Here is an 18,221-nt window from a genome sequence, read left to right as displayed (position 1 = left end):
TGCCGAATGGCGAAGCCATGTCCTGAGATCAGCATTCAGACGCACATCATGGAGGAAAACATGCGACTGACACTTATTTCCAGCCTGCTTCTGGCAGGAACAACTTTGATGAGCTTACCCGCCCATGCGGCCGGTGACCTCAACCTCATCTGCGCTGCAGATGTGGTCATCTGCGAACAAATGAAGGGCGACTTCGAAAAGAGCCACGACATCAAGGTCAACATGGTGCGCATGTCGTCCGGCGAGGCATACGCCAAGATCCGCGCGGAAGCGCGCAATCCGAAGACCGATGTCTGGTGGGCTGGTACCGGCGATCCGCACCTGCAGGCAGCATCTGAAAACCTGACGCTCGAATACAAATCCAAGATGTTGGACCAGCTGCAGGATTGGGCAAAGAACCAGGCAGAGAGTGCCGGCTACAAGACGGTTGGCGTCTATGCCGGTGCTCTCGGCTGGGGCTACAATACCGACATCTTCAAGAGGAAGGGTTTCAAGGAGCCGAAGTGCTGGGCAGACCTGCTTGACCCAGAGCTGAAGGGCGAAATCCAGATCGCCAATCCGAACTCTTCGGGGACGGCTTACACGGCACTCGCGTCGCTTGCGCAGATCATGGGTGAAGATCAGGCCTTCGATTATCTGAAGAAGCTGAACGCCAACATCTCACAATACACCAAGTCCGGTTCGGCACCCGTGAAGGCTGCTGCCCGCGGGGAGACGGCGCTCGGAATCGTCTTCATGCACGATGCCGTCGCTCAGACAGCGGAAGGCTTCCCTGTGAAGTCGGTCGCCCCTTGCGAAGGCACGGGCTACGAGATCGGCTCCATGTCGATCGTCAAGGGCGCGCGCAATATGGAAAACGCCAAGATCTGGTACGACTGGGCGCTGCAGGCCGATGTGCAGTCACGGATGAAGGATGCCAAGTCGTTCCAGCTTCCATCCAACAAGAATGCTGAAATACCAAAAGAAGCTCCACGCTTTGAAGATATCAAGCTGATCAACTACGACTTCAAGACCTATGGCGACCCCGCAAAGCGCAAGGCCTTGCTGGAACGTTGGGACAAGGACGTCGGCGCAGCCGCCAACTGATAGCTCCCTCCTGCCGCCTTCGTCTTCAAGTCTTCGACTGGTTGAGGGATGAAGGCGGCCCCTTTCCGATACACTCAAATTTGTGAGGTTGACCATGACACATGGCAATCGCCGGCTGGACATTGTTCTGGCCGTGGGACTAGCGGCCCTTGTGCTTGTTCCCTGGTACCGCATTGAAGGCGGTTTCTATGGCCTCGGCTGGCTGTCGGAATTTCCGCTATCCAAGGCGGTCGCTCCCGGAATTCTTCAGATGGTGTCTGAAGGTCGCGTCTGGCTGTTTGGCGTTCTTGGGTTTTTTCTGCTGGGGGCGACAGCACGGATCGTACCGGACACCGAAAAGCGCGGCGCCTTGCTGGTGATAGCGGGCAGCCTCGGTCTTGGGTTCCTCGTCCTTCAGGGATTGGCAATCGGGTTTTCCGGCTGGACTTGGCAGGCGACCGAAGGTCTCTTTGGCGCCTTGGCGGATGGTCAGCCTTCCATGGGTGCAGGCGCGGTGACGATGGCCTTCGTCTTTGTCCTTTTCATCTCCTTCGGGCTTGCCGAGCGAGGCTTCATGAAGGGCGATGCCTTTATCGTCTCATGCATCTCGCTGCTGATTTTTCTTGTGAGCGTTTTCGTCTTTTATCCGATCGGCAGCATGATGGTCGGCGCGCTTCAGGACTTCGACGGTTCCTTCAATCCTGACGGCTTCATCCGCAACATGCGCGATCCAGGCATCTGGAGCCTTGACTGTGTCATGGGCGGTGGTCGTTGCGGCGTGGCATGGAGAACCCTGTTTCTGGCGATCATGACGGCAGCAGGTTCCACCGTCCTCGGTCTTGCCTTCGCACTGGTGGCGACGAGAACACGCTTTCCTTTCAAGAAGGGTTTGCGTTTGTTGACGGTGTTGCCGATTATCACGCCTCCATTCGTGATTGGCCTTGCACTCACACTGCTTTTCGGGCGCGCAGGTGTCGTGACCGAATTCATGTCTGGCGTCTTTGGCGTCGAACCAGGTCGCTGGCTCTATGGTCTTCCGGGTATCTGGATCGCCCAGGTCCTTTCGTTCACGCCCATCTCCTTCCTCGTCCTCATCGGCGTTGTCGAAGGGGTGAGCCCTTCCATGGAAGAGGCATCTCAGACGCTTCGTGCCGACCGCTGGCGGACCTTCTGGCGCGTATCCCTGCCGCTGATGAAGCCTGGCCTCGCAAACGCGTTCCTGATCGGCTTCATCGAAAGTATGGCCGACTTCGGCAACCCGCTGGTGCTGGGTGGAAGCCATGGCGTTCTCTCGACCGAAATCTTTTTTGCAGTGGTTGGTTCTCAGAACGACCCTTCGCGAGCGGCCGTGCTCGCTATCGTCCTGCTTTGTTTCACGCTCTCTGCCTTTATTGCGCAGCGCTTCTGGCTGGCGGGAAAGAACTTTGCCACGGTGACGGGCAAAGGAGACAGCGGCGCGCATATCGCGCTGCCGAAGTCGATGTCCATTGCAGTCCACGCGCTGGTGGTTCCGTGGATGATCTTTACCGTCGTCGTCTATGGCATGATCCTTGTCGGTGGGTTTGTGAAGACCTGGGGCTTGGACAACACGCTGACGATCGATCACTACGTTCGCGCCTTCTCCGTCAGCATCAGCAACGGCTCCATCGCCTGGACCGGCGTTGCCTGGAACTCCTTCTGGACGACGATGGAAATCGCGCTCATCGCTGCGCCACTGACGGCGGCCGTCGGGTTGCTCACTGCCTACATCATCGTCAGGCAGAAATTTGCCGGGCGCAATCTCTTTGAATTCGCATTGATGATGAGCTTTGCTATTCCGGGCACGGTCATCGGCGTGAGCTACATCATGGCATTCAACCTGCCACCGCTTGAAATGACGGGCTCGGCCCTCATCCTGATCCTGTGCTTCGTGTTCCGCAACATGCCGGTTGGCGTACGCGGCGGCATCGCTGCCATGAGCCAGCTGGACAAGAGCCTGGATGAAGCTTCCATGACGCTGCGCGCAAACAGCTTCCGCACCATAAGGCTGGTGGTGCTGCCGCTGCTTCGTCCTGCGATCCGCGCGGCACTCGTCTATTCCTTCGTGCGCGCCATCACGTCCATCAGTGCTGTGATCTTTCTCGTCAGCGCCCAGTACAACATGGCGACATCCTACATTGTCGGTCTCGTTGAAAATGGGGAATACGGGGTGGCGATCGCCTACTCGTCCATGCTGATCGTCGTCATGATCACCGTCATTGCCGGCTTCCAACTCGCGGTTGGAGAAAGACGCCTTCGCCGTGAAAACCGGGTTGCCGGCGTTTCCCTAGCTACATCCCCATCCAATCCTCAGGAGAAAGCCGCATGATTACCGTCAAACCCGGCTCAGTCGTTTTCCAGAATGTTCGCAAGACCTTCGGCGCGTTTACTGCCATACCGGATCTCTCCTTGACGATCGAACCGGGCACGCTCGTGACGCTCCTCGGTCCATCCGGTTGCGGAAAGACGACGACCCTTCGAATGCTTGCTGGCCTCGAGCATCCGAACTCCGGCCGTATCCTGATCGGCGACAAGGATGTCACCATGCTACCCGCCAATGAGCGCGACGTGTCGATGGTGTTCCAGTCCTATGCGCTGTTTCCGCATATGAGTGCGCTGGACAATGTGGCCTATGGCCTTCGATCCTCCGGGCTAAAGAAGAACGAGGCGCGTGACAAGGCGGAGGAAGGGCTGCGCCTTGTCGGTCTCGCCGGCATGGGCCATCGTCTACCTGCCGAACTTTCCGGCGGGCAGCAGCAGCGCGTGGCAGTTGCACGAGCCCTTGTGCTGGAGCCGCAGGTGCTCCTGCTCGACGAGCCCTTGTCGAACCTCGACGCACGTCTGCGCCGAAGGGTCCGAACCGACATTCGTGAACTGCAACAGCGCATCGGCTTTACGGCTGTCTACGTCACGCACGACCAGGATGAGGCGCTGGCGGTCTCCGATCGCATCATTGTCATGAAGGAGGGCGAGATTGCCCAATCGGGAGCACCGCGCGAGCTTTACGAAGCACCGGCATCGTCCTTCATTGCGGACTTCATGGGCGAGGCGAATGTCGTGCCGTGCGAAGTCATCTCACAGTCAGGTGAGGAAGCGATCGTTCGGATCGGCAAGACCGAGCATCGCATTCCAAGCAGGCATCCGCGCGCTGGCGCAGCAAAACTTGCCGTTCGTCCAGGGTCTATCCGTATCGGCGGGCCGGGCGAGGCCGGGATGCCGGGACGCGTGCTGCACACCGCCTATCTCGGCGGGCACCTGGAATATGAAGTCGAAACGGAAGTCGGCACGCTGTTCATCGTTGATCACGACATGAACCAGACTGTGAACGAGACCAGCGATGTCACACTCAGTTTTAAAAATCGTGGCATAGCGCTCATCGATGCGTGACCTTAGTGAATTCAATCAAGGACATTGGAAATGACAGAACGGAATGGCGCCCTCGAACAGCGCTTTGCGCTTGCACAGGAATTGGCGGCCGAGGCCGGTGCGATGGCGCTCGACTACTTCAACAAGCGCGACAGCCTGGTGATCGAGACGAAGAGAGATCTTCAGGACGTCGTCTCGATCGCCGATCGCAACGTCGAAACCATGCTGCGCGAGCGCGTCGCTGCGACCTTCTCCGGCGACGGATTTCTTGGCGAGGAGCATGGCTATGACGACGGTGTCTCTGGCTACACCTGGGTGGTAGACCCGATCGATGGGACCGCGCCTTTCGTCAACGGCATGCCGAGTTGGTGCGTCTCGATCGCCGTGGTCCGGGAAGGAAAGCCAGTCATCGGCGTGATCCGCGTGCCATGTGCCGACGAGACTTACGCATCTGCTGAAGGACATGGCGCGACCCTGAACGGCAGGCGTTTGACGCTCGATCCTTCCAGAAACATTCAAAACGCTCTGACCGGCATCGGTTCCAACAACTACGTAACGCCGGAACGAGTCGGTCGGATCATCAGCGATGTCATGGCGCGTGGCGGCAATTTCATCCGCAACGGCTCCGGCGCGCTAATGCTGGCCTATGTGGCTGCAGGCCGGCTAGTCGGTTACTATGAACCCCATATGCGGGCCTGGGACTGCATGGCCGGTTTCTGCCTAGTGAAAGAAGCCGGTGGGCAGGTCATGCCATTCTCGCTGGAGGGCGAAAAGCTCTTCGAGGGTCAGCCTGTTCTTGCAGGAAATACATCATGCTATCAGGAGCTTGTGGAAATTCATCAAACCGGTTTGGCAGCTTGAACTTGCTCTAATTTAAAAATCATCTTTAGCGATTTTAGAAAGCAGCGGTCCGTACAATGGCCGCTGCTTTTTCATATATCTCAGGCAAGCATATTCGCTCGGTGGTGCGTTTTCTGCATAAAATTTCTGCGTGGATAAAATTTGAGCTTGACGAATGGGCTCGTTCCGCATTCATTGAACCAATGTGAAATTGGTACGCACCAATGAATGAGAAATCCAACATCTCTGGTCTCGACAATGCGAACTACGCGCTTGAACGTCTGCGCGAACTTATCGCTGTAAGTGCTTTTGGCCGCGATGGAAAATTGCCAACTGAGCGCACATTGAGCGAGCGCCTTGGTGCGGGCCGCCGTGAAATCCGCCGAGCACTGGAAGTGCTTGAAGCGGAAGGTTTGATCTGGCGTCGCCAAGGGGCAGGCACGTTCCTTGGTCAGAAGCCCGATAGCTGGGGCGACCATGCGGCAAGCCTCGTCCCCGGCACGAACTTCATGGAAATCATGGAGGTGCGTCTTCGCATCGAACCGCAACTGGCGCAGCTTGCCGCCATGCGAGCCAAACCTTCCGACATTCTGCGCATGCGCGAAACCTGCGCCAAGATCTATGAGCGCACCGATGCGGATTGGCGAGAGCTTTGGGATGGTTCGCTCCATCGTCTGATTGCGCAGAGCGCGGGCAATCAGCTTTTTCTGTCGCTCTTCGACGTCGTCAATCGCGTGCGCCAAGACCCGTCCTGGCAGGCGGTTCGCGAACGTGCACGCCGACTCGATGACACGCTGAAGGAATCGCGCGACCAGCATGCCGAAATCATCGACGCGATTGCGGCACGCGATCCGTCCAAGGCCGGTGAAGCCATGCGCAATCACCTCCTGACATTGCAGGAACGCCTTATCCGCCAGACATCGATGGATCATCTCGATCACGGATCGAAGGGAGAGATCTGACAGCCATCACCGCGGCAAGAACCGGAACACCGGCTGCCTGAACACCATCCAGAGGAAGAACGACATGAGACAGATCACCAAATTTTCCGCCACTCTGCTGACCGCAGCATTGCTCTCCACCTCGGCCTTTGCCGCGGATATTCGCATCGGCTTGCAGGACGACGCCGACGTGCTCGATCCCGCCCAATCGCGAACCTTCGTGGGGCGCCTCGTCTATACCAGCATGTGCGACAAGCTGGTGGACCTCGACAACAATCTGTCCGTCGTTCCGCAACTGGCCACCAAATGGGCCTGGGGCGACAATGGCAACACGCTGACGATGGACCTGCGTGAAGGCGTCGTCTTTCATGATGGCACGCCGTTCAATGCCGAGGCGGCCGTCTATACGATCGAGCGCAACATGACGATGCCGGAATCGCGCCGCAAGAGCGAGCTCGCCTCCGTGGCGAAGGTGGAAGCGACCGGCGAGTATCAGATCAAGTTCACGTTGAAGAAGCCTGATGCCAGCCTGCTGGCCCAGCTCTCTGACCGCGCCGGCATGATGATTTCGCCGAAGGCCGGCAAGGAACTCGGCGCGAACTTCGGTTCCAAGCCGGTTTGCGCCGGACCCTTCAAGTTCGTCGAGCGCATTCAGCAGGACCGTATCGTGCTGGAGAAGTTTGCCGATTATTGGAACAAAGACAACATCTTCCTCGACAAGGTGACCTTCCTGCCGATTCCGGACACCACCGTACGTCTGGCAAACCTGCGCGCCGGGGATCTCGACATGGCGGAACGCATTTCTGCTTCGGATGCGGCATCGGTCAAAGACGATCCGAAGCTGACCTATGGCGAAGTCGTGGGGCCCGGCTACATGGCCATGTATGTCAATATCGGCAACGGTCCGAAGGCCGATAATCCTTTCGGCAAGGACAAGCGTCTGCGCCAGGCTTTCTCGCTTGCCATCGACCGCGAGGCGATCAACCAGGTCGTCTTTGCGGGGACGGCAATGGCCGGTAACCAGGCATGGCCACCGACCAGCCCCTGGTACAACAAGGACGTTCCCGTGCCGGCGCGCGACGTGGAAAAAGCCAAGGCGCTCATGAAGGAAGCTGGCTTCGACCGCTACGAAATCGAGTTGCAGCATGCCAACAACACCACCCAGACGCAGATGATGCAGGTCATCCAGGCCATGGTGGCGGAGGCTGGCTTCGATGTGAAACTGAAGGCAACCGAATTTGCGACACTGCTTTCCGAGCAGACGGCGGGCAACTACGTGCTTTCACGCTCAGACTGGTCTGGTCGTTCCGATCCCGACGGCAATATCCACCAGTTCGTCACCTGCAAGGGTGGCATCAACGACACCAAATATTGCAATCCGGAAGTGGACAAGCTGCTCGACGAGGCGCGTGCCTCGACTGACGATGCAGTTCGCAAGGAGAAGTATGATGCGGCGACCAAAATCCTCGATGACGATTTGCCGCTGATCTATCTCGGCCATCAAGCCTATCTCTACGCGACGTCCAAAGCCGTGACCGGCTTTACCCCTTCATCCGATGGCATGATCCGCCTGACCGGTGTGAAGAAAGGCTCATAAGCCCTTGATGTTCCGTCGCAGGCGCTGGCAACAGCGCCTGTGCCAATCTCCGGCACACCGGTGTTTCAAGGATCGATCCAATGCACATCTATATCGGCAAGCGGCTCTTGGTTGCCATACCGACGCTGCTTATCATTTCCATTTTTGTTTTCTCGCTGCAAAAGCTTCTGCCGGGCGATCCTATTCTCGCCATGGCGGGCGAGGAGCGCGATCCTGCCGTCATCGAACTCCTGCGCGAGCGGTATCGATTGAACGACCCGGTCGTGTACCAGTATTTCTACTGGCTTGGCTCGGTGCTTCAGGGGGATTTCGGCATATCGCTGAGGACCAATCAGCCGGTTCTTGAACTGATCGGCCAGAAGCTGCCGGTCACCATCCAGCTTGCCGTGATGTCGATGTTCTTCGCGCTGATCATCGGTGTGCCGATCGGTATTCTTGCTGCCGTCAAACAGAATACGTGGATCGATTATCTTTCGAACATCGTGGCGCTGTCCGGTCTCTCTATCCCGAATTTCTGGCTTGGTATCATGCTGATCCTGCTGGTGTCGGTCCATCTCGGTTGGCTTCCGGCATCAGGCTACGAATCTATTTTCGTTGATCCTGTTCGCTCGATCCAGACCATGATCATGCCGTCCTTCGTTCTGGGTAATGCGCTGGCCGCGACGCTGATGCGTCACACGCGATCTGCCATGCTCTCGGTGATGAAGTCCGACTATATCCGTACCGCGAGAGCCAAGGGACTATCCAGCTGGCAGGTGGTGCTCAGCCACTCCTTCAGAAACGCTCTCCTGCCCATCATCACTTTGTCGGCGCTGCTCTTCGGAGAATTGCTGGCCGGTGCGGTTCTGACCGAGCAGATCTTCACCATTCCAGGCTTCGGGAAGCTCATCGTCGATGCCGTCTTCACGCGTGATTATGCCGTCGTCCAGGGTGTGGTGCTGTGCACCGCGATTGGCTTCATCCTGATGAACCTATTAGCTGATGTCGTCACGGTTCTGCTCAATCCACGCATGAGGGCTACCATATGAGTGTGACCGTTCAGATAGCCGCCCCGGTCGCCAAGCGCTCGCAAAATCGCGCATGGAAAAAGATGAAGCGCAACAAAAGCGCCATCGCCGGTCTCATCATCATCGTTTTCTTTGCAGTTATTGCTCTGCTCGCACCCGTTCTGCCGATCGCCGATCCCTATGCCACAAGCTGGAGCGCCATCCGCAAGGCGCCGTCGGCGGCACATTGGCTTGGCACGGACGATATCGGTCGTGACATCCTCTCGCGTATGATCTGGGGCGCACAGGCCTCACTGATGGCGGGCGTCGTCTCCGTGTTCATCGCGGTCATCACGGGTGTTCCGCTCGGTCTTATCTCCGGCTATTTCGGCGGCTGGCTCGACCAAGTGATCTCGCGCATCACGGAAGCTTTTCTGGCAATGCCATTCCTGATCATGGCGATCGCGCTTGCCGCCTTTCTTGGCCCAAGCCTCACAAATGCGATGATCGCGATCGGTCTTTCTGCCATGCCGATCTTCATCCGGTTGACACGTGCACAGGTGCTTGCAGTCAAGACGGAGGACTATATCGAAGGGGCGCTCTCGATCGGGCTCGGTCATCACGATATCATGCTTCGCTACATCCTTCCCAACATCGTGCCGCCTATCATCGTTCAGGCGACATTGACGGTGGCAACCGCAATCATTGCCGAGGCAAGCCTCTCCTTCCTTGGCCTTGGACAGCAGGCGCCGGCGGCAAGCTGGGGCTCAATGCTCAATGTGGCGAAGAACTATCTTTCACAGGCACCCTGGATGGCCATCTGGCCGGGTGCAGCCATCTTCCTCGTGGTGATCGGTTTCAATCTCCTGGGCGATGGCCTGCGGGATGCGCTCGATCCGCGTGAACACTGATAATCCCGAAGGACTGATCTTATGACTGCATTCACAACTCGCCCTGAAATCCTCGGCACCTTCGGTGTCGTGACCTCCACGCACTGGATTGCATCCTCGGTCGGCATGAGCATTCTCGAAAAGGGCGGAAACGCTTTTGACGCTGCCGTGGCGACCGGCTTCGTGCTCCAGGTTCTCGAACCGCATCTGAATGGTCCAGGCGGCGACATGCCCGCGGTGATCTATTCGAAAAAGAAGGACAAGGTCGAGGTGATTTGCGCACAGGGTCCGGCCCCTGCTGGCGCCACTATCGAGCACTACAAGGGCGAAGGCATCGACATCATCCCCGGCGACGGTCTGCTGGCAACCGTGATTCCGGGCGCCTTCGACGGCTGGATGCTGATGCTGCGCGATTACGGCACGATGAGTGTCCGGGACGTGCTGGAGCCCACCATCCATTATCTGGAAAACGGTCATCCGTTGCTGGCTCGCGTTTCCGCCTCGATTGCGGGACTTGCGCATTTCTTCCAGACGGAATGGCCGACATCCTACGAGACATGGGTGCCGGGCGGTCACGTTCCGCAGCCACTGTCAAACTTCAAGAACCCGGTTCTTGCCGAAACCTGGACGCGGATCGTCAAGGAGTCTGAAGCCAAGCCTGGTCGTGAAGCTGGCATTGAAGCGGCACGCGATGCCTTCTACCGCGGCTTTGTCGCTGAGAAGATTGCCGACTATCTCGCTGGAGCTGAGGTGATGGATGCCAGCGGTTCGCGCCACAAGGGTGTTCTGACAGCCGATGACATGGCGGGCTATCAGGCCACCATCGATGCACCGACCACCTATGATTATCACGGCTGGACGGTTGCCAAGACAGGTCCGTGGGGGCAGGGGCCGGTGCTTTTGCAATCGCTTGCGCTGTTAAAGGGCCTCGATATCGGCAAGATGGATCCGGCAGGTCCGGATTTCGTCCACACCGTCGTCGAGGCGATGAAGCTCGCCTATGCTGACCGCGAGGTTTACTACGGAGACCCGGACTTTGCGCAGGTGCCGGTGCAGACCTTGCTTTCGGACGCTTACAATGACGAGCGCCGCAAGCTTATCTCGGACCAAGCATCGATGGACCTGCGGCCGGGACTTGTGCATGGCTTCGAAAACCAGCGCGATCTGACACTCTCCATGCTGGACTCGATGCAAGGCACCGGGGCGGTTTATGAGCCGACCATGTCGCATCTGACCGAAAAGCGGGGTGACACCGTCCACATCGATGTCATCGACCGAGAAGGCAACATGGTCTCGGTCACGCCGTCCGGTGGCTGGCTGCAAAGCTCGCCCATCGTTCCTGGCCTCGGCTTTTGCCTGAATTCCCGCGCGCAGATGTTCTGGTTGAAGCCCGGTCTTCCGACCTCTCTTGCGCCGGGCAAGCGTCCCCGCACGACATTGACGCCGTCGCTGGCGCTTTTCGAGGGGCGCCCGACATTGGCCTTCGGGACGCCAGGTGGCGACCAGCAGGACCAGTGGCAACTGTCCTTCTTCCTGCGCTATGCCCATTTTGGACTGAACTTGCAGGAAGCAATTGATCTGCCGCTCTTCCATACGTCGCACTTCCCGGGGTCTTTCTATCCACGGACCCGCCAGCCCGGCAATGTCATGATCGAGACGAGCGTCGGTGACGACACTCTGCGCGAATTGCGCAGCCGTGGTCATGACGTCACGGCCGCCGAACCTTGGACCGTCGGCCGCCTGACGGCAGCGCGACGCGATCACGATGGTCTGCTGCGCGCAGCGGCAACACCACGCCTGATGCAGGCCTATGCTGTGGGGAGATGAGCCATGACCGCCAATGGGCAGACGTCTAGCGAAACAGTTCTGCGTGTCAAAAACCTGACGACCTCGTTCAAGGTCGATGACGAATGGAAGACGGTGGTCCGCGGACTTTCCTTCGAGGTGAAAGCCGGTGAGACGGTCGCGATTGTGGGTGAAAGTGGTTCGGGCAAAAGCGTCACCTCGCTATCGCTGATGCGGCTTCTCGATCCCCTGGTCAGCCGGATCGAAGGTGAGGTGGAACTGAACGGCAAGGCCATTCTCTCGCTCTCAGAACATGAGATGCGCCATGTGCGCGGCAATGATGTTGCGATGATCTTTCAGGAGCCGATGACATCGCTCAATCCGGTCTTTACCATCGGGCGGCAGATTTCTGAGGTGCTGATCCGGCATAAGGGGATGACCAAGGGTCAAGCCAGGGACGAAACGATACGGCTGCTGGAAAAGGTACGCATTCCCAATGCGGCTGGTCGTTTCGACGAGTATCCGCATCAATTTTCCGGCGGCATGCGCCAGCGTGTCATGATCGCCATGGCGCTGGCCTCTAAACCGAAGCTTCTGATCGCCGATGAACCGACGACCGCGCTCGACGTGACGATCCAAGGGCAAATCCTCGACCTGATCAAGACCTTGCAGGAAGAGGAGGGCATGGCAGTCCTCTTCATCACCCATGATATGGGTGTCGTCGCCGAGATTGCCGACCGCACCATCGTGATGTTCCGCGGCGACCAGGTCGAGACCGGTGACACCGCGGATATCTTTCACCGTGGAAAGCATCCCTACACGCGTGCGCTTCTGGCAGCAGTGCCGAAACTTGGTTCGATGGATGGACATGGCAGACCCCTGCGCTTCCCCAAGGTCGATATGCAGACGGGAGAGGTGGGCGAGAGCGTCGAGGTCGCGGACACCGTGGAGGGCGGCCTGACGCCGGTTCTTTCGGTCAAGAACCTTGTCACGCGCTTTGCCATCCGCTCCGGTCTCTTCGGCCGGGTGACGGGTGCGGTGCATGCTGTCGAGAATATCAGCTTCGATCTCTTTCAAGGCGAGACGCTTTCCCTGGTGGGTGAGTCCGGCTGCGGGAAGTCCACAACGGGCCGGTCGATCACCAGGCTCGTGGAGCCGGAGTCCGGTGAAGTCTCTCTCGACGGTTACGATGTGCTGAAGCTCGGCCCAACGGACCTGCGTTCTTTACGGCGAAGCGTGCAGATGATCTTCCAGGATCCGTTCTCAAGTCTCAATCCGCGCATGACAGTTGGGTCGGCTGTGGCCGAGCCGATGATCAAGCACCGCGTCGCATCACCATCGGATGCGCGTCGAAAAGCGGCTGATCTTCTGGAGCGGGTCGGATTGTCCTCCACGATGATGGATCGCTACCCGCACGAGTTTTCCGGCGGCCAGCGGCAGCGCGTGGCGATTGCTCGGGCTCTGGCGCTCAATCCGAAAGTCATCGTTGCCGACGAGAGCGTCTCCGCCCTTGATGTTTCGATCAAGGCGCAGGTCTGCAATCTGCTGATGGATCTGCAGGAACAGTTCAAAATCGCCTTCCTTTTCATCAGCCATGATATGGCGGTTGTCGAGCGCGTCAGCCACCGGGTGGCGGTGATGTATCTCGGAGAGATCGTCGAAATCGGCCCGCGTACGCAAATCTTTGCCAATCCACAGCACGCCTACACGAAAAAGCTGATGGCAGCGGTGCCCGTGCCAGACCCAGCCCGCCGCGGCATTCGGCGCAATGCCGGTATCGAAGAACTGAAAAGCCCTGTCCGCAATGTCGGCTATGTCGCGCCCAAGAGGGAGTATCGTGAAGTTTCGCCGGGACATCTCGTGCTGGCCTGATCGGGCGACGACGAATGTGATCGACAGCGTGACCTGACATCGGGTCACGTTAGGGTCACTCGGTGCCTCGCAAACGTACCACACCGATTTCCATCCATGCCGAGAACTATCCTTGGCTCGGTCCGTTGTGGCATGATGATGCTCAATCCTGGAGGAGTCATGAGGATGAGTGATCGATCGCTGCCAGATATTCCAAGATACAGTGCCGCTTCGCGGGTGCTGCACTGGATCGTTGCCATCCTGGTTTTTCTGACATGGCCGCTGGGGCTGATGATTGGCTTCGTCAAGGATGAAGTGAAGCTCGACTTCTACCTCGTCCATGAAAGCCTCGGCTTTCTCATTCTTTGGGTCCTGGTGCTGAGGGTGGGAGTCAGGCTGTATAAATTGGCGCCACCGATGGAGGGACCGACGCTGGAGCGGATTGCCGCCCACTCAGTCCATGGTCTGCTCTACCTCTTCCTCATCATCATGCCGGTGTCGGGTTTTCTCGCCACGAATGCGCATGGCTTTCCCCTGCAGTGGTTTGGACTGGTGCCCATCTGGAGCCCGATCGGAAAATCTCCAGACATCGCGCCGACATTTTCAGCGATCCATGAATGGAGCGCGTGGATCATTTTGGCGTTGGTCGCGTTACACATGCTGGCTGTGATCTTCCACCATTTGATCCGCCGGGACGCCACGCTTTACCGCATTCTTTAAAGGGACGTCGATGCGCAACCTTCACATGACCGACAGGCTCTGGACGAAGCTTCTTTCCATTCGCGATGGGAAGGACACGCTCCGCCGTAAGGAAGCCGACCCGGCGCTGATGCTTTATGGTCCGATTGCAGCGGGAAGGGACGGTTTCGTCATCGCGCAGGTCGGTCAGTCGCTCGATGGGCGCGTCGCAACGCCGACAGGCGATGCCCGCGACATTTCCGGACCTGACGGTCTGGCGCATCTGCATCGGTGCCGCGCGCTTGTAGACGCGGTCATCGTCGGTGTCGGCACGGTGCAGAACGACAATCCCCGGCTTTCCGTCCGCGAAGTCAAGGGACCAAGCCCGACGCGTGTCATCATCGACTGCAAAGGTGAACTGACGGGGAATGAAGGACTGTTCAATGATGACGGTGCGCCGGTGATCGTCATTCAAGGACATGACGCCCCCGCGCCTTCTTATCGCGCCGAGGTGGTAAAGCTTCAGCGCAGCGGCCGCGGTCTTGATCCGCGCGACATTCTTGATTGTCTCGCAGAGCGCGGCCTCAAGCGCATTCTTGTTGAAGGCGGCGCGCGCACAATCGCCCGCTTCATCGACGCGGGACTGGTCGACCGGCTGCATGTCGCGATTGCGCCCCTGATCATCGGTTCAGGCCCGTGCGGCATTTCGCTTCCGCCGATCGCACAGCTTTGCAATGCTCACCGCCCTCAGGCCGATATTTACGGCCTTGGAAGCGATGTGCTTTTCGACTGCTGTCTGACGCCGCAGGCAGATTCAAGTGTTCGGAAGGGCCAGGAAATCCGTGTGGCCGACGATGCACCGGCTTCCATCTACGCCAACGCGTGACAGGCGAAAGTCGAGCCACTGCTTGAACTCTGTGAGGTCGATGTTTCCGATTTCCTCGATCGGCGTGGAAAGCCCCGCGAGAAACTCGATCTGAAGCGCCTCGGATTCCGGTCCAAGCTCCCATGGGCTGGAGGCTGTCTCAATGGTGAATCCTGCGTCCTCGCACAAGCCCGATAGATAATCGGAGGCGTCTGGTCCCAGAGCGGGTCCGAAACCCTTGTCTGTGCGCTGATGCGCGTTGAAATCGGCCACAACGGCCTTATCCAAAGGGTGCTTGATCGACCATTCCATGACGCCGTCGTAGTTGAGCGCCGCATAAAGTCCGATCTTTTTGCGTGCCAATCGCTCGATAAATCGGCGGCAGAAATCCTCCGAGCAGAGGTCGAACAAGGCAGAAGCGGTAACGACCGCGACATTCTCGAGCAAACTCTCGTCCAGCGTGTTCAGGTCGGCGCAATGAAATGATACATCGTCCCGCGGTCCGATCTGGCGTTTTGCTTCGTCAAGCAACACCGCCTCGTAATCCAGTAACTTCCAGTCCACATCGGCCAGAAGCGGCGAGAGGGTACGGAAGGTCGATCCCGTGCCGCAACCGATATCCATGACGACACGCGGGGAGTGAGACTCGATGTACGCTTTCACCGTCTCAACAAGAGACGACGATCGTGCCGCGCGATCGGCCGGTTCACGAAGGTGAAGCCATTCCTTGTCAAAGCCGCTCATATCAAACCTTTCAATCTGTTGGAAATGATGGTGGACGTATCGGTCCAGGTCGGAAGCTCTGCGCCCGCGAATGCGGCAGCCTCGGCCCGGCGAGCTCGCTCGTGGGGATCGATCAAGAGGCGTCTCAGTGCAAAGGCCACAGCCTCGACATCATCCACCGGGACCAGGAAACCGGCATCGCTTGGGACGACATCCGGCACGGCGCCCGAATGACATGCAACGATCGGTAGGCCGTACGAGAGTGCTTCCGCAAACACCATGCCGTAGCCTTCATACCGGCTGGCAAGAGCGAATATATCGGCACCGGCATAGGCAGCCGAAAGATCGTCGCATTCGCCCGCAAGCGTGATGCGGTCGTTGAGGCCAAGAGCTCTGATCTGCTCCTCCAGAGCCGATGCGACGGAAGGATCGAGATTTGGGCTGCCGATGATCTTGGCCTGCCACGAAAGATCGACGATCGTTGCAAGCGATGCGATCAGAACATCGTGGCCTTTTCGTCTCGTAAGGGAGCCGACGGAGAGGATCTGCGGGATCTCGTTGTGTGTCTTATGACCTTGCGGCGGTTTTGCTGTGCCGGGCACCGCGACGCTAATCTTGGATTCCGGCACACCAAAGTTCTCGATCAATTCGCGCGCCGTCATCGGTGAGGTGACGAAAACATGCTGCGTAGCGGCAAGCGCGTTTGTTTCGGTGTGCCGCAAGCGCATTTGATCGCTCTCGCCGACGCCGGTCTCGAGCGCCAAGGGATGATGAACGAGCGCTACGATGTTGAGGCGCGTTTTCTCCCGCTTTGCCCATTCGTCCATCACGCCAAAAGCAAGCCCGTCGATCATCACGAGCATGCCGTCAGGCAACCCAGAAAGCCGCCTTTCAGCCTCTCTCAGAACGTTTGAAGACGGGGAGGGGAAACCCTCCCCGAGGGGAATGAGATCGATCGCCCATCCAAGCCGCTCGAGCCCTGCTATGATTTCGCGATCATAGCCGTAGCCCCCGGTTTTCAGCTTGAGATCACCGGGGTAGGCAAAGGCAAGCCTTGATATCAAAGGTCGGCCTCATACCAGCCGCGCGCGGCATGCGATTCATGCAGCAGCACCCGGATGCGGCAAATCCGATGGCTGCCCGGGCCAAGGCGCTTGACGGCAACGGCTTCAGCCAACTGATCGAAAATGTGTTTTGCGATGACTTCAGTAGTGCTGACCTTGCCCTTGAAGATATCGAGTTCATCGAGGTTCCGATAATTCAATGGCTTCAGGGTTTCGGAGAGAACAGTCGTTGCCGCCCCGATGTCGACTGCAAGACCGTCTTCGTCCACGTCCTTTGTGAAGAAAGCTGCATCGACGACGAAGGTGGCGCCATGCATGCCCTGCGCCGGTCCGAATACCGGACGCGGAAGGCTGTGGGCGATCATGATGTGGTCTCGGACTTCGACTGCGAACATGGTCTCTCTTTCGTTAGTAGCGGATGCGGTGGCAGAGCGTCGTCTGCGATGAAAGGATACGGGGATAGTCGTCGGGCAGATCAGCAAAGTCTGTCTCGCCGGAAATGAGGCGATCGAGGCTATCGTCCGCCAACAGCTCCAAAGCTTTCGCCATGCGTCGGCCAAAACTCCAGCGCGCTTGCCGCGAGGGAGGAACAGATCCGACCTGCGAACTTATCAACTGCAGGCGCTTTGAGTGGAACGCGCCGCCGAGCGGAATGGAAATGAGCTTGTCGCCATACCAGCTTGCCTCGATGATACGCGCCTCGGTGCCAGCATGTTCGATGGCTTCGGAAAGCGCGGCGCCGGCCGCTGAAGCGTTGATCAGTACGTCAAATTCGCCCTTGAGCGTGCCGGCCTCCGCGAAGGAAATACCCATGGCCTCAGCATGCGCGCGGCGATCGGTATTGGTATCCACCAATACCGTATCGGTGCCCGCAATTCGGCGAGAAATGTTGGCGATCAAGGTTCCTATGACGCCGGCGCCAAAGACAGCGACGCGGTCACCGGGTTGGATCATGGCATCCCAGACGATATTGAGTGCCGTCTCCATATTTGCTGCGAGAACGCCACGCTCCGGGGGAAGACCTTCCGGCAATACAGCGATCATGTCCTTCGTGGTGACGAAGCGATCCTGATGCGGATGGAGGCAGAATACCGTCTTGCCGATCAGATCAGCCGGGCCGGTTTCAATTCTCCCGATTGTGGAATAGCCGTACTTTACCGGAAATGAGAAGCTGCCTTCCATGTGAGGGCCACGCATTCTGTCGAACTCGCTCTGCGGCACCTTGCCAGCAAGCACCAGAGATTCGGTACCACGGCTGATCCCACTGTAGAGTGTGCGGACAAGAACCTGATCTGCCTGAAGAGGTTCGATGCTCTCTTGCCTGATGGCGCAACGGTTTGCCGTCTCAATCCACAGCGCCCTGCATAGTGTGGTCTTGTTACTCAAAGTTTCGGCCGATGCTGATGCCAAAATGGTGATCCTAATAAATGCGAATTCCAATGGAGCGTATTGCCGAGACACGCGTTTTGTTCCGTACGGATTGCTAAAATAAATTCCGTATCTGCGAGAAATCCAACCATGATCTTCTCCGTAGAAAACAAAAACCGTCTAG

General features: G+C 58.2%; 16 protein-coding genes. 12 read left to right on the top strand and 4 right to left on the bottom strand.

Annotated features, from left to right (window positions below):
• The first annotated feature begins 60 nt into the window (after positions 1–60).
• The 12 genes from PVA19_RS04110 (at position 61) to PVA19_RS04055 (ending at position 14,903) form a co-directional block, all read left to right on the top strand.
• The gene (locus tag PVA19_RS04110; protein WP_111846798.1) at positions 61–1,086 is read left to right on the top strand and encodes an ABC transporter substrate-binding protein; all 1,026 of its coding nucleotides are present in this window, start codon (positions 61–63) and stop codon (positions 1,084–1,086) included.
• A 94-nt stretch (positions 1,087–1,180) separates the two neighbouring features.
• Positions 1,181–3,412: an ABC transporter permease gene (locus PVA19_RS04105; protein ID WP_274101279.1), complete on the top strand. Its 2,232-nt coding sequence runs from the start codon at positions 1,181–1,183 to the stop codon at positions 3,410–3,412.
• Entirely contained in the window at positions 3,409–4,470 is a 1,062-nt protein-coding gene (locus tag PVA19_RS04100) for an ABC transporter ATP-binding protein (protein WP_062599889.1), read from the top strand. The genes PVA19_RS04105 and PVA19_RS04100 overlap by 4 nt, the downstream gene beginning before the upstream one ends.
• A 30-nt stretch (positions 4,471–4,500) precedes the next feature.
• Positions 4,501–5,310: an inositol monophosphatase family protein gene (locus PVA19_RS04095; protein WP_274101278.1), complete on the top strand. Its 810-nt coding sequence runs from the start codon at positions 4,501–4,503 to the stop codon at positions 5,308–5,310.
• A gap of 203 nt (positions 5,311–5,513) precedes the next feature.
• Positions 5,514–6,251: a FadR/GntR family transcriptional regulator gene (locus tag PVA19_RS04090; protein ID WP_274101277.1), complete on the top strand. Its 738-nt coding sequence runs from the start codon at positions 5,514–5,516 to the stop codon at positions 6,249–6,251.
• Positions 6,252–6,315: 64 nt separating this feature from the next.
• Positions 6,316–7,827, top strand: coding sequence for an ABC transporter substrate-binding protein (locus PVA19_RS04085; RefSeq protein WP_274101276.1), 1,512 nt, complete (start codon positions 6,316–6,318; stop codon positions 7,825–7,827).
• Between the two features lie 80 nt (positions 7,828–7,907).
• A complete protein-coding gene (locus PVA19_RS04080) occupies positions 7,908–8,855 on the top strand; it encodes an ABC transporter permease (protein WP_112519677.1) in 948 nt (315 codons plus the stop codon).
• A complete protein-coding gene (locus PVA19_RS04075) occupies positions 8,852–9,724 on the top strand; it encodes an ABC transporter permease (RefSeq protein ID WP_274101275.1) in 873 nt (290 codons plus the stop codon). Before PVA19_RS04080 ends, PVA19_RS04075 begins: the two co-directional genes overlap by 4 nt.
• A 21-nt stretch (positions 9,725–9,745) precedes the next feature.
• Complete coding sequence (locus PVA19_RS04070) at positions 9,746–11,530, top strand: gamma-glutamyltransferase family protein (protein ID WP_274101273.1); 1,785 nt, start codon at positions 9,746–9,748, stop codon at positions 11,528–11,530.
• 3 nt (positions 11,531–11,533) lie between these two features.
• Positions 11,534–13,360 (top strand): ABC transporter ATP-binding protein, encoded by a 1,827-nt coding sequence (locus PVA19_RS04065; RefSeq protein ID WP_274101271.1) that lies wholly within the window; start codon positions 11,534–11,536, stop codon positions 13,358–13,360.
• A gap of 135 nt (positions 13,361–13,495) precedes the next feature.
• Positions 13,496–14,059: a cytochrome b gene (locus PVA19_RS04060; protein ID WP_274101833.1), complete on the top strand. Its 564-nt coding sequence runs from the start codon at positions 13,496–13,498 to the stop codon at positions 14,057–14,059.
• A gap of 10 nt (positions 14,060–14,069) precedes the next feature.
• Positions 14,070–14,903 carry a RibD family protein gene (locus tag PVA19_RS04055; protein WP_274101270.1) on the top strand — a complete coding sequence of 278 codons (834 nt, stop codon included), beginning with the start codon at positions 14,070–14,072 and terminating at the stop codon, positions 14,901–14,903.
• On the opposite strand, the gene PVA19_RS04050 is transcribed toward PVA19_RS04055, so the two are convergent.
• The 4 genes from PVA19_RS04050 to PVA19_RS04035 are packed head-to-tail and all read right to left on the bottom strand — an operon-like array spanning position 14,832 to position 18,079.
• Entirely contained in the window at positions 14,832–15,626 is a 795-nt protein-coding gene (locus PVA19_RS04050) for a class I SAM-dependent methyltransferase (RefSeq protein WP_274101269.1), read from the bottom strand. The two genes, PVA19_RS04055 and PVA19_RS04050, sit on opposite strands and share 72 nt — an antisense overlap.
• The gene (locus PVA19_RS04045; RefSeq protein ID WP_274101267.1) at positions 15,623–16,669 is read right to left on the bottom strand and encodes a glycosyltransferase family 4 protein; all 1,047 of its coding nucleotides are present in this window, start codon (positions 16,667–16,669) and stop codon (positions 15,623–15,625) included. The genes PVA19_RS04050 and PVA19_RS04045 overlap by 4 nt, the downstream gene beginning before the upstream one ends.
• Positions 16,666–17,064 carry a 6-pyruvoyl trahydropterin synthase family protein gene (locus PVA19_RS04040; RefSeq protein ID WP_274101266.1) on the bottom strand — a complete coding sequence of 133 codons (399 nt, stop codon included), beginning with the start codon at positions 17,062–17,064 and terminating at the stop codon, positions 16,666–16,668. Before PVA19_RS04040 ends, PVA19_RS04045 begins: the two co-directional genes overlap by 4 nt.
• A gap of 13 nt (positions 17,065–17,077) precedes the next feature.
• Positions 17,078–18,079 carry a zinc-dependent alcohol dehydrogenase gene (locus PVA19_RS04035; RefSeq protein WP_274101265.1) on the bottom strand — a complete coding sequence of 334 codons (1,002 nt, stop codon included), beginning with the start codon at positions 18,077–18,079 and terminating at the stop codon, positions 17,078–17,080.
• Positions 18,080–18,221: the final 142 nt, after the last annotated feature.

Source organism: Agrobacterium sp. CNPSo 3708, from assembly GCF_028674915.1.
GTDB classification, from domain to species: domain Bacteria; phylum Pseudomonadota; class Alphaproteobacteria; order Rhizobiales; family Rhizobiaceae; genus Agrobacterium; species Agrobacterium cavarae.
This window is presented reverse-complemented; position numbering and strand designations above follow the sequence as displayed.

Bases quoted from the DNA above. Each gene is read 5' to 3' on its own strand.
- PVA19_RS04050 (WP_274101269.1), bottom strand. From the start codon at position 15,626: ATGAGCGGCTTTGACAAGGAATGGCTTCACCTTCGTGAACCGGCCGAT.
- PVA19_RS04070 (WP_274101273.1), top strand. From the start codon at position 9,746: ATGACTGCATTCACAACTCGCCCTGAAATCCTCGGCACCTTCGGTGTC.
- PVA19_RS04075 (WP_274101275.1), top strand. From the start codon at position 8,852: ATGAGTGTGACCGTTCAGATAGCCGCCCCGGTCGCCAAGCGCTCGCAA.
- PVA19_RS04065 (WP_274101271.1), top strand. From the start codon at position 11,534: ATGACCGCCAATGGGCAGACGTCTAGCGAAACAGTTCTGCGTGTCAAA.
- PVA19_RS04090 (WP_274101277.1), top strand. From the start codon at position 5,514: ATGAATGAGAAATCCAACATCTCTGGTCTCGACAATGCGAACTACGCG.
- PVA19_RS04080 (WP_112519677.1), top strand. From the start codon at position 7,908: ATGCACATCTATATCGGCAAGCGGCTCTTGGTTGCCATACCGACGCTG.
- PVA19_RS04100 (WP_062599889.1), top strand. From the start codon at position 3,409: ATGATTACCGTCAAACCCGGCTCAGTCGTTTTCCAGAATGTTCGCAAG.
- PVA19_RS04055 (WP_274101270.1), top strand. From the start codon at position 14,070: ATGCGCAACCTTCACATGACCGACAGGCTCTGGACGAAGCTTCTTTCC.
- PVA19_RS04105 (WP_274101279.1), top strand. From the start codon at position 1,181: ATGACACATGGCAATCGCCGGCTGGACATTGTTCTGGCCGTGGGACTA.
- PVA19_RS04110 (WP_111846798.1), top strand. From the start codon at position 61: ATGCGACTGACACTTATTTCCAGCCTGCTTCTGGCAGGAACAACTTTG.
- PVA19_RS04095 (WP_274101278.1), top strand. From the start codon at position 4,501: ATGACAGAACGGAATGGCGCCCTCGAACAGCGCTTTGCGCTTGCACAG.
- PVA19_RS04040 (WP_274101266.1), bottom strand. From the start codon at position 17,064: ATGTTCGCAGTCGAAGTCCGAGACCACATCATGATCGCCCACAGCCTT.
- PVA19_RS04060 (WP_274101833.1), top strand. From the start codon at position 13,496: ATGATGCTCAATCCTGGAGGAGTCATGAGGATGAGTGATCGATCGCTG.
- PVA19_RS04085 (WP_274101276.1), top strand. From the start codon at position 6,316: ATGAGACAGATCACCAAATTTTCCGCCACTCTGCTGACCGCAGCATTG.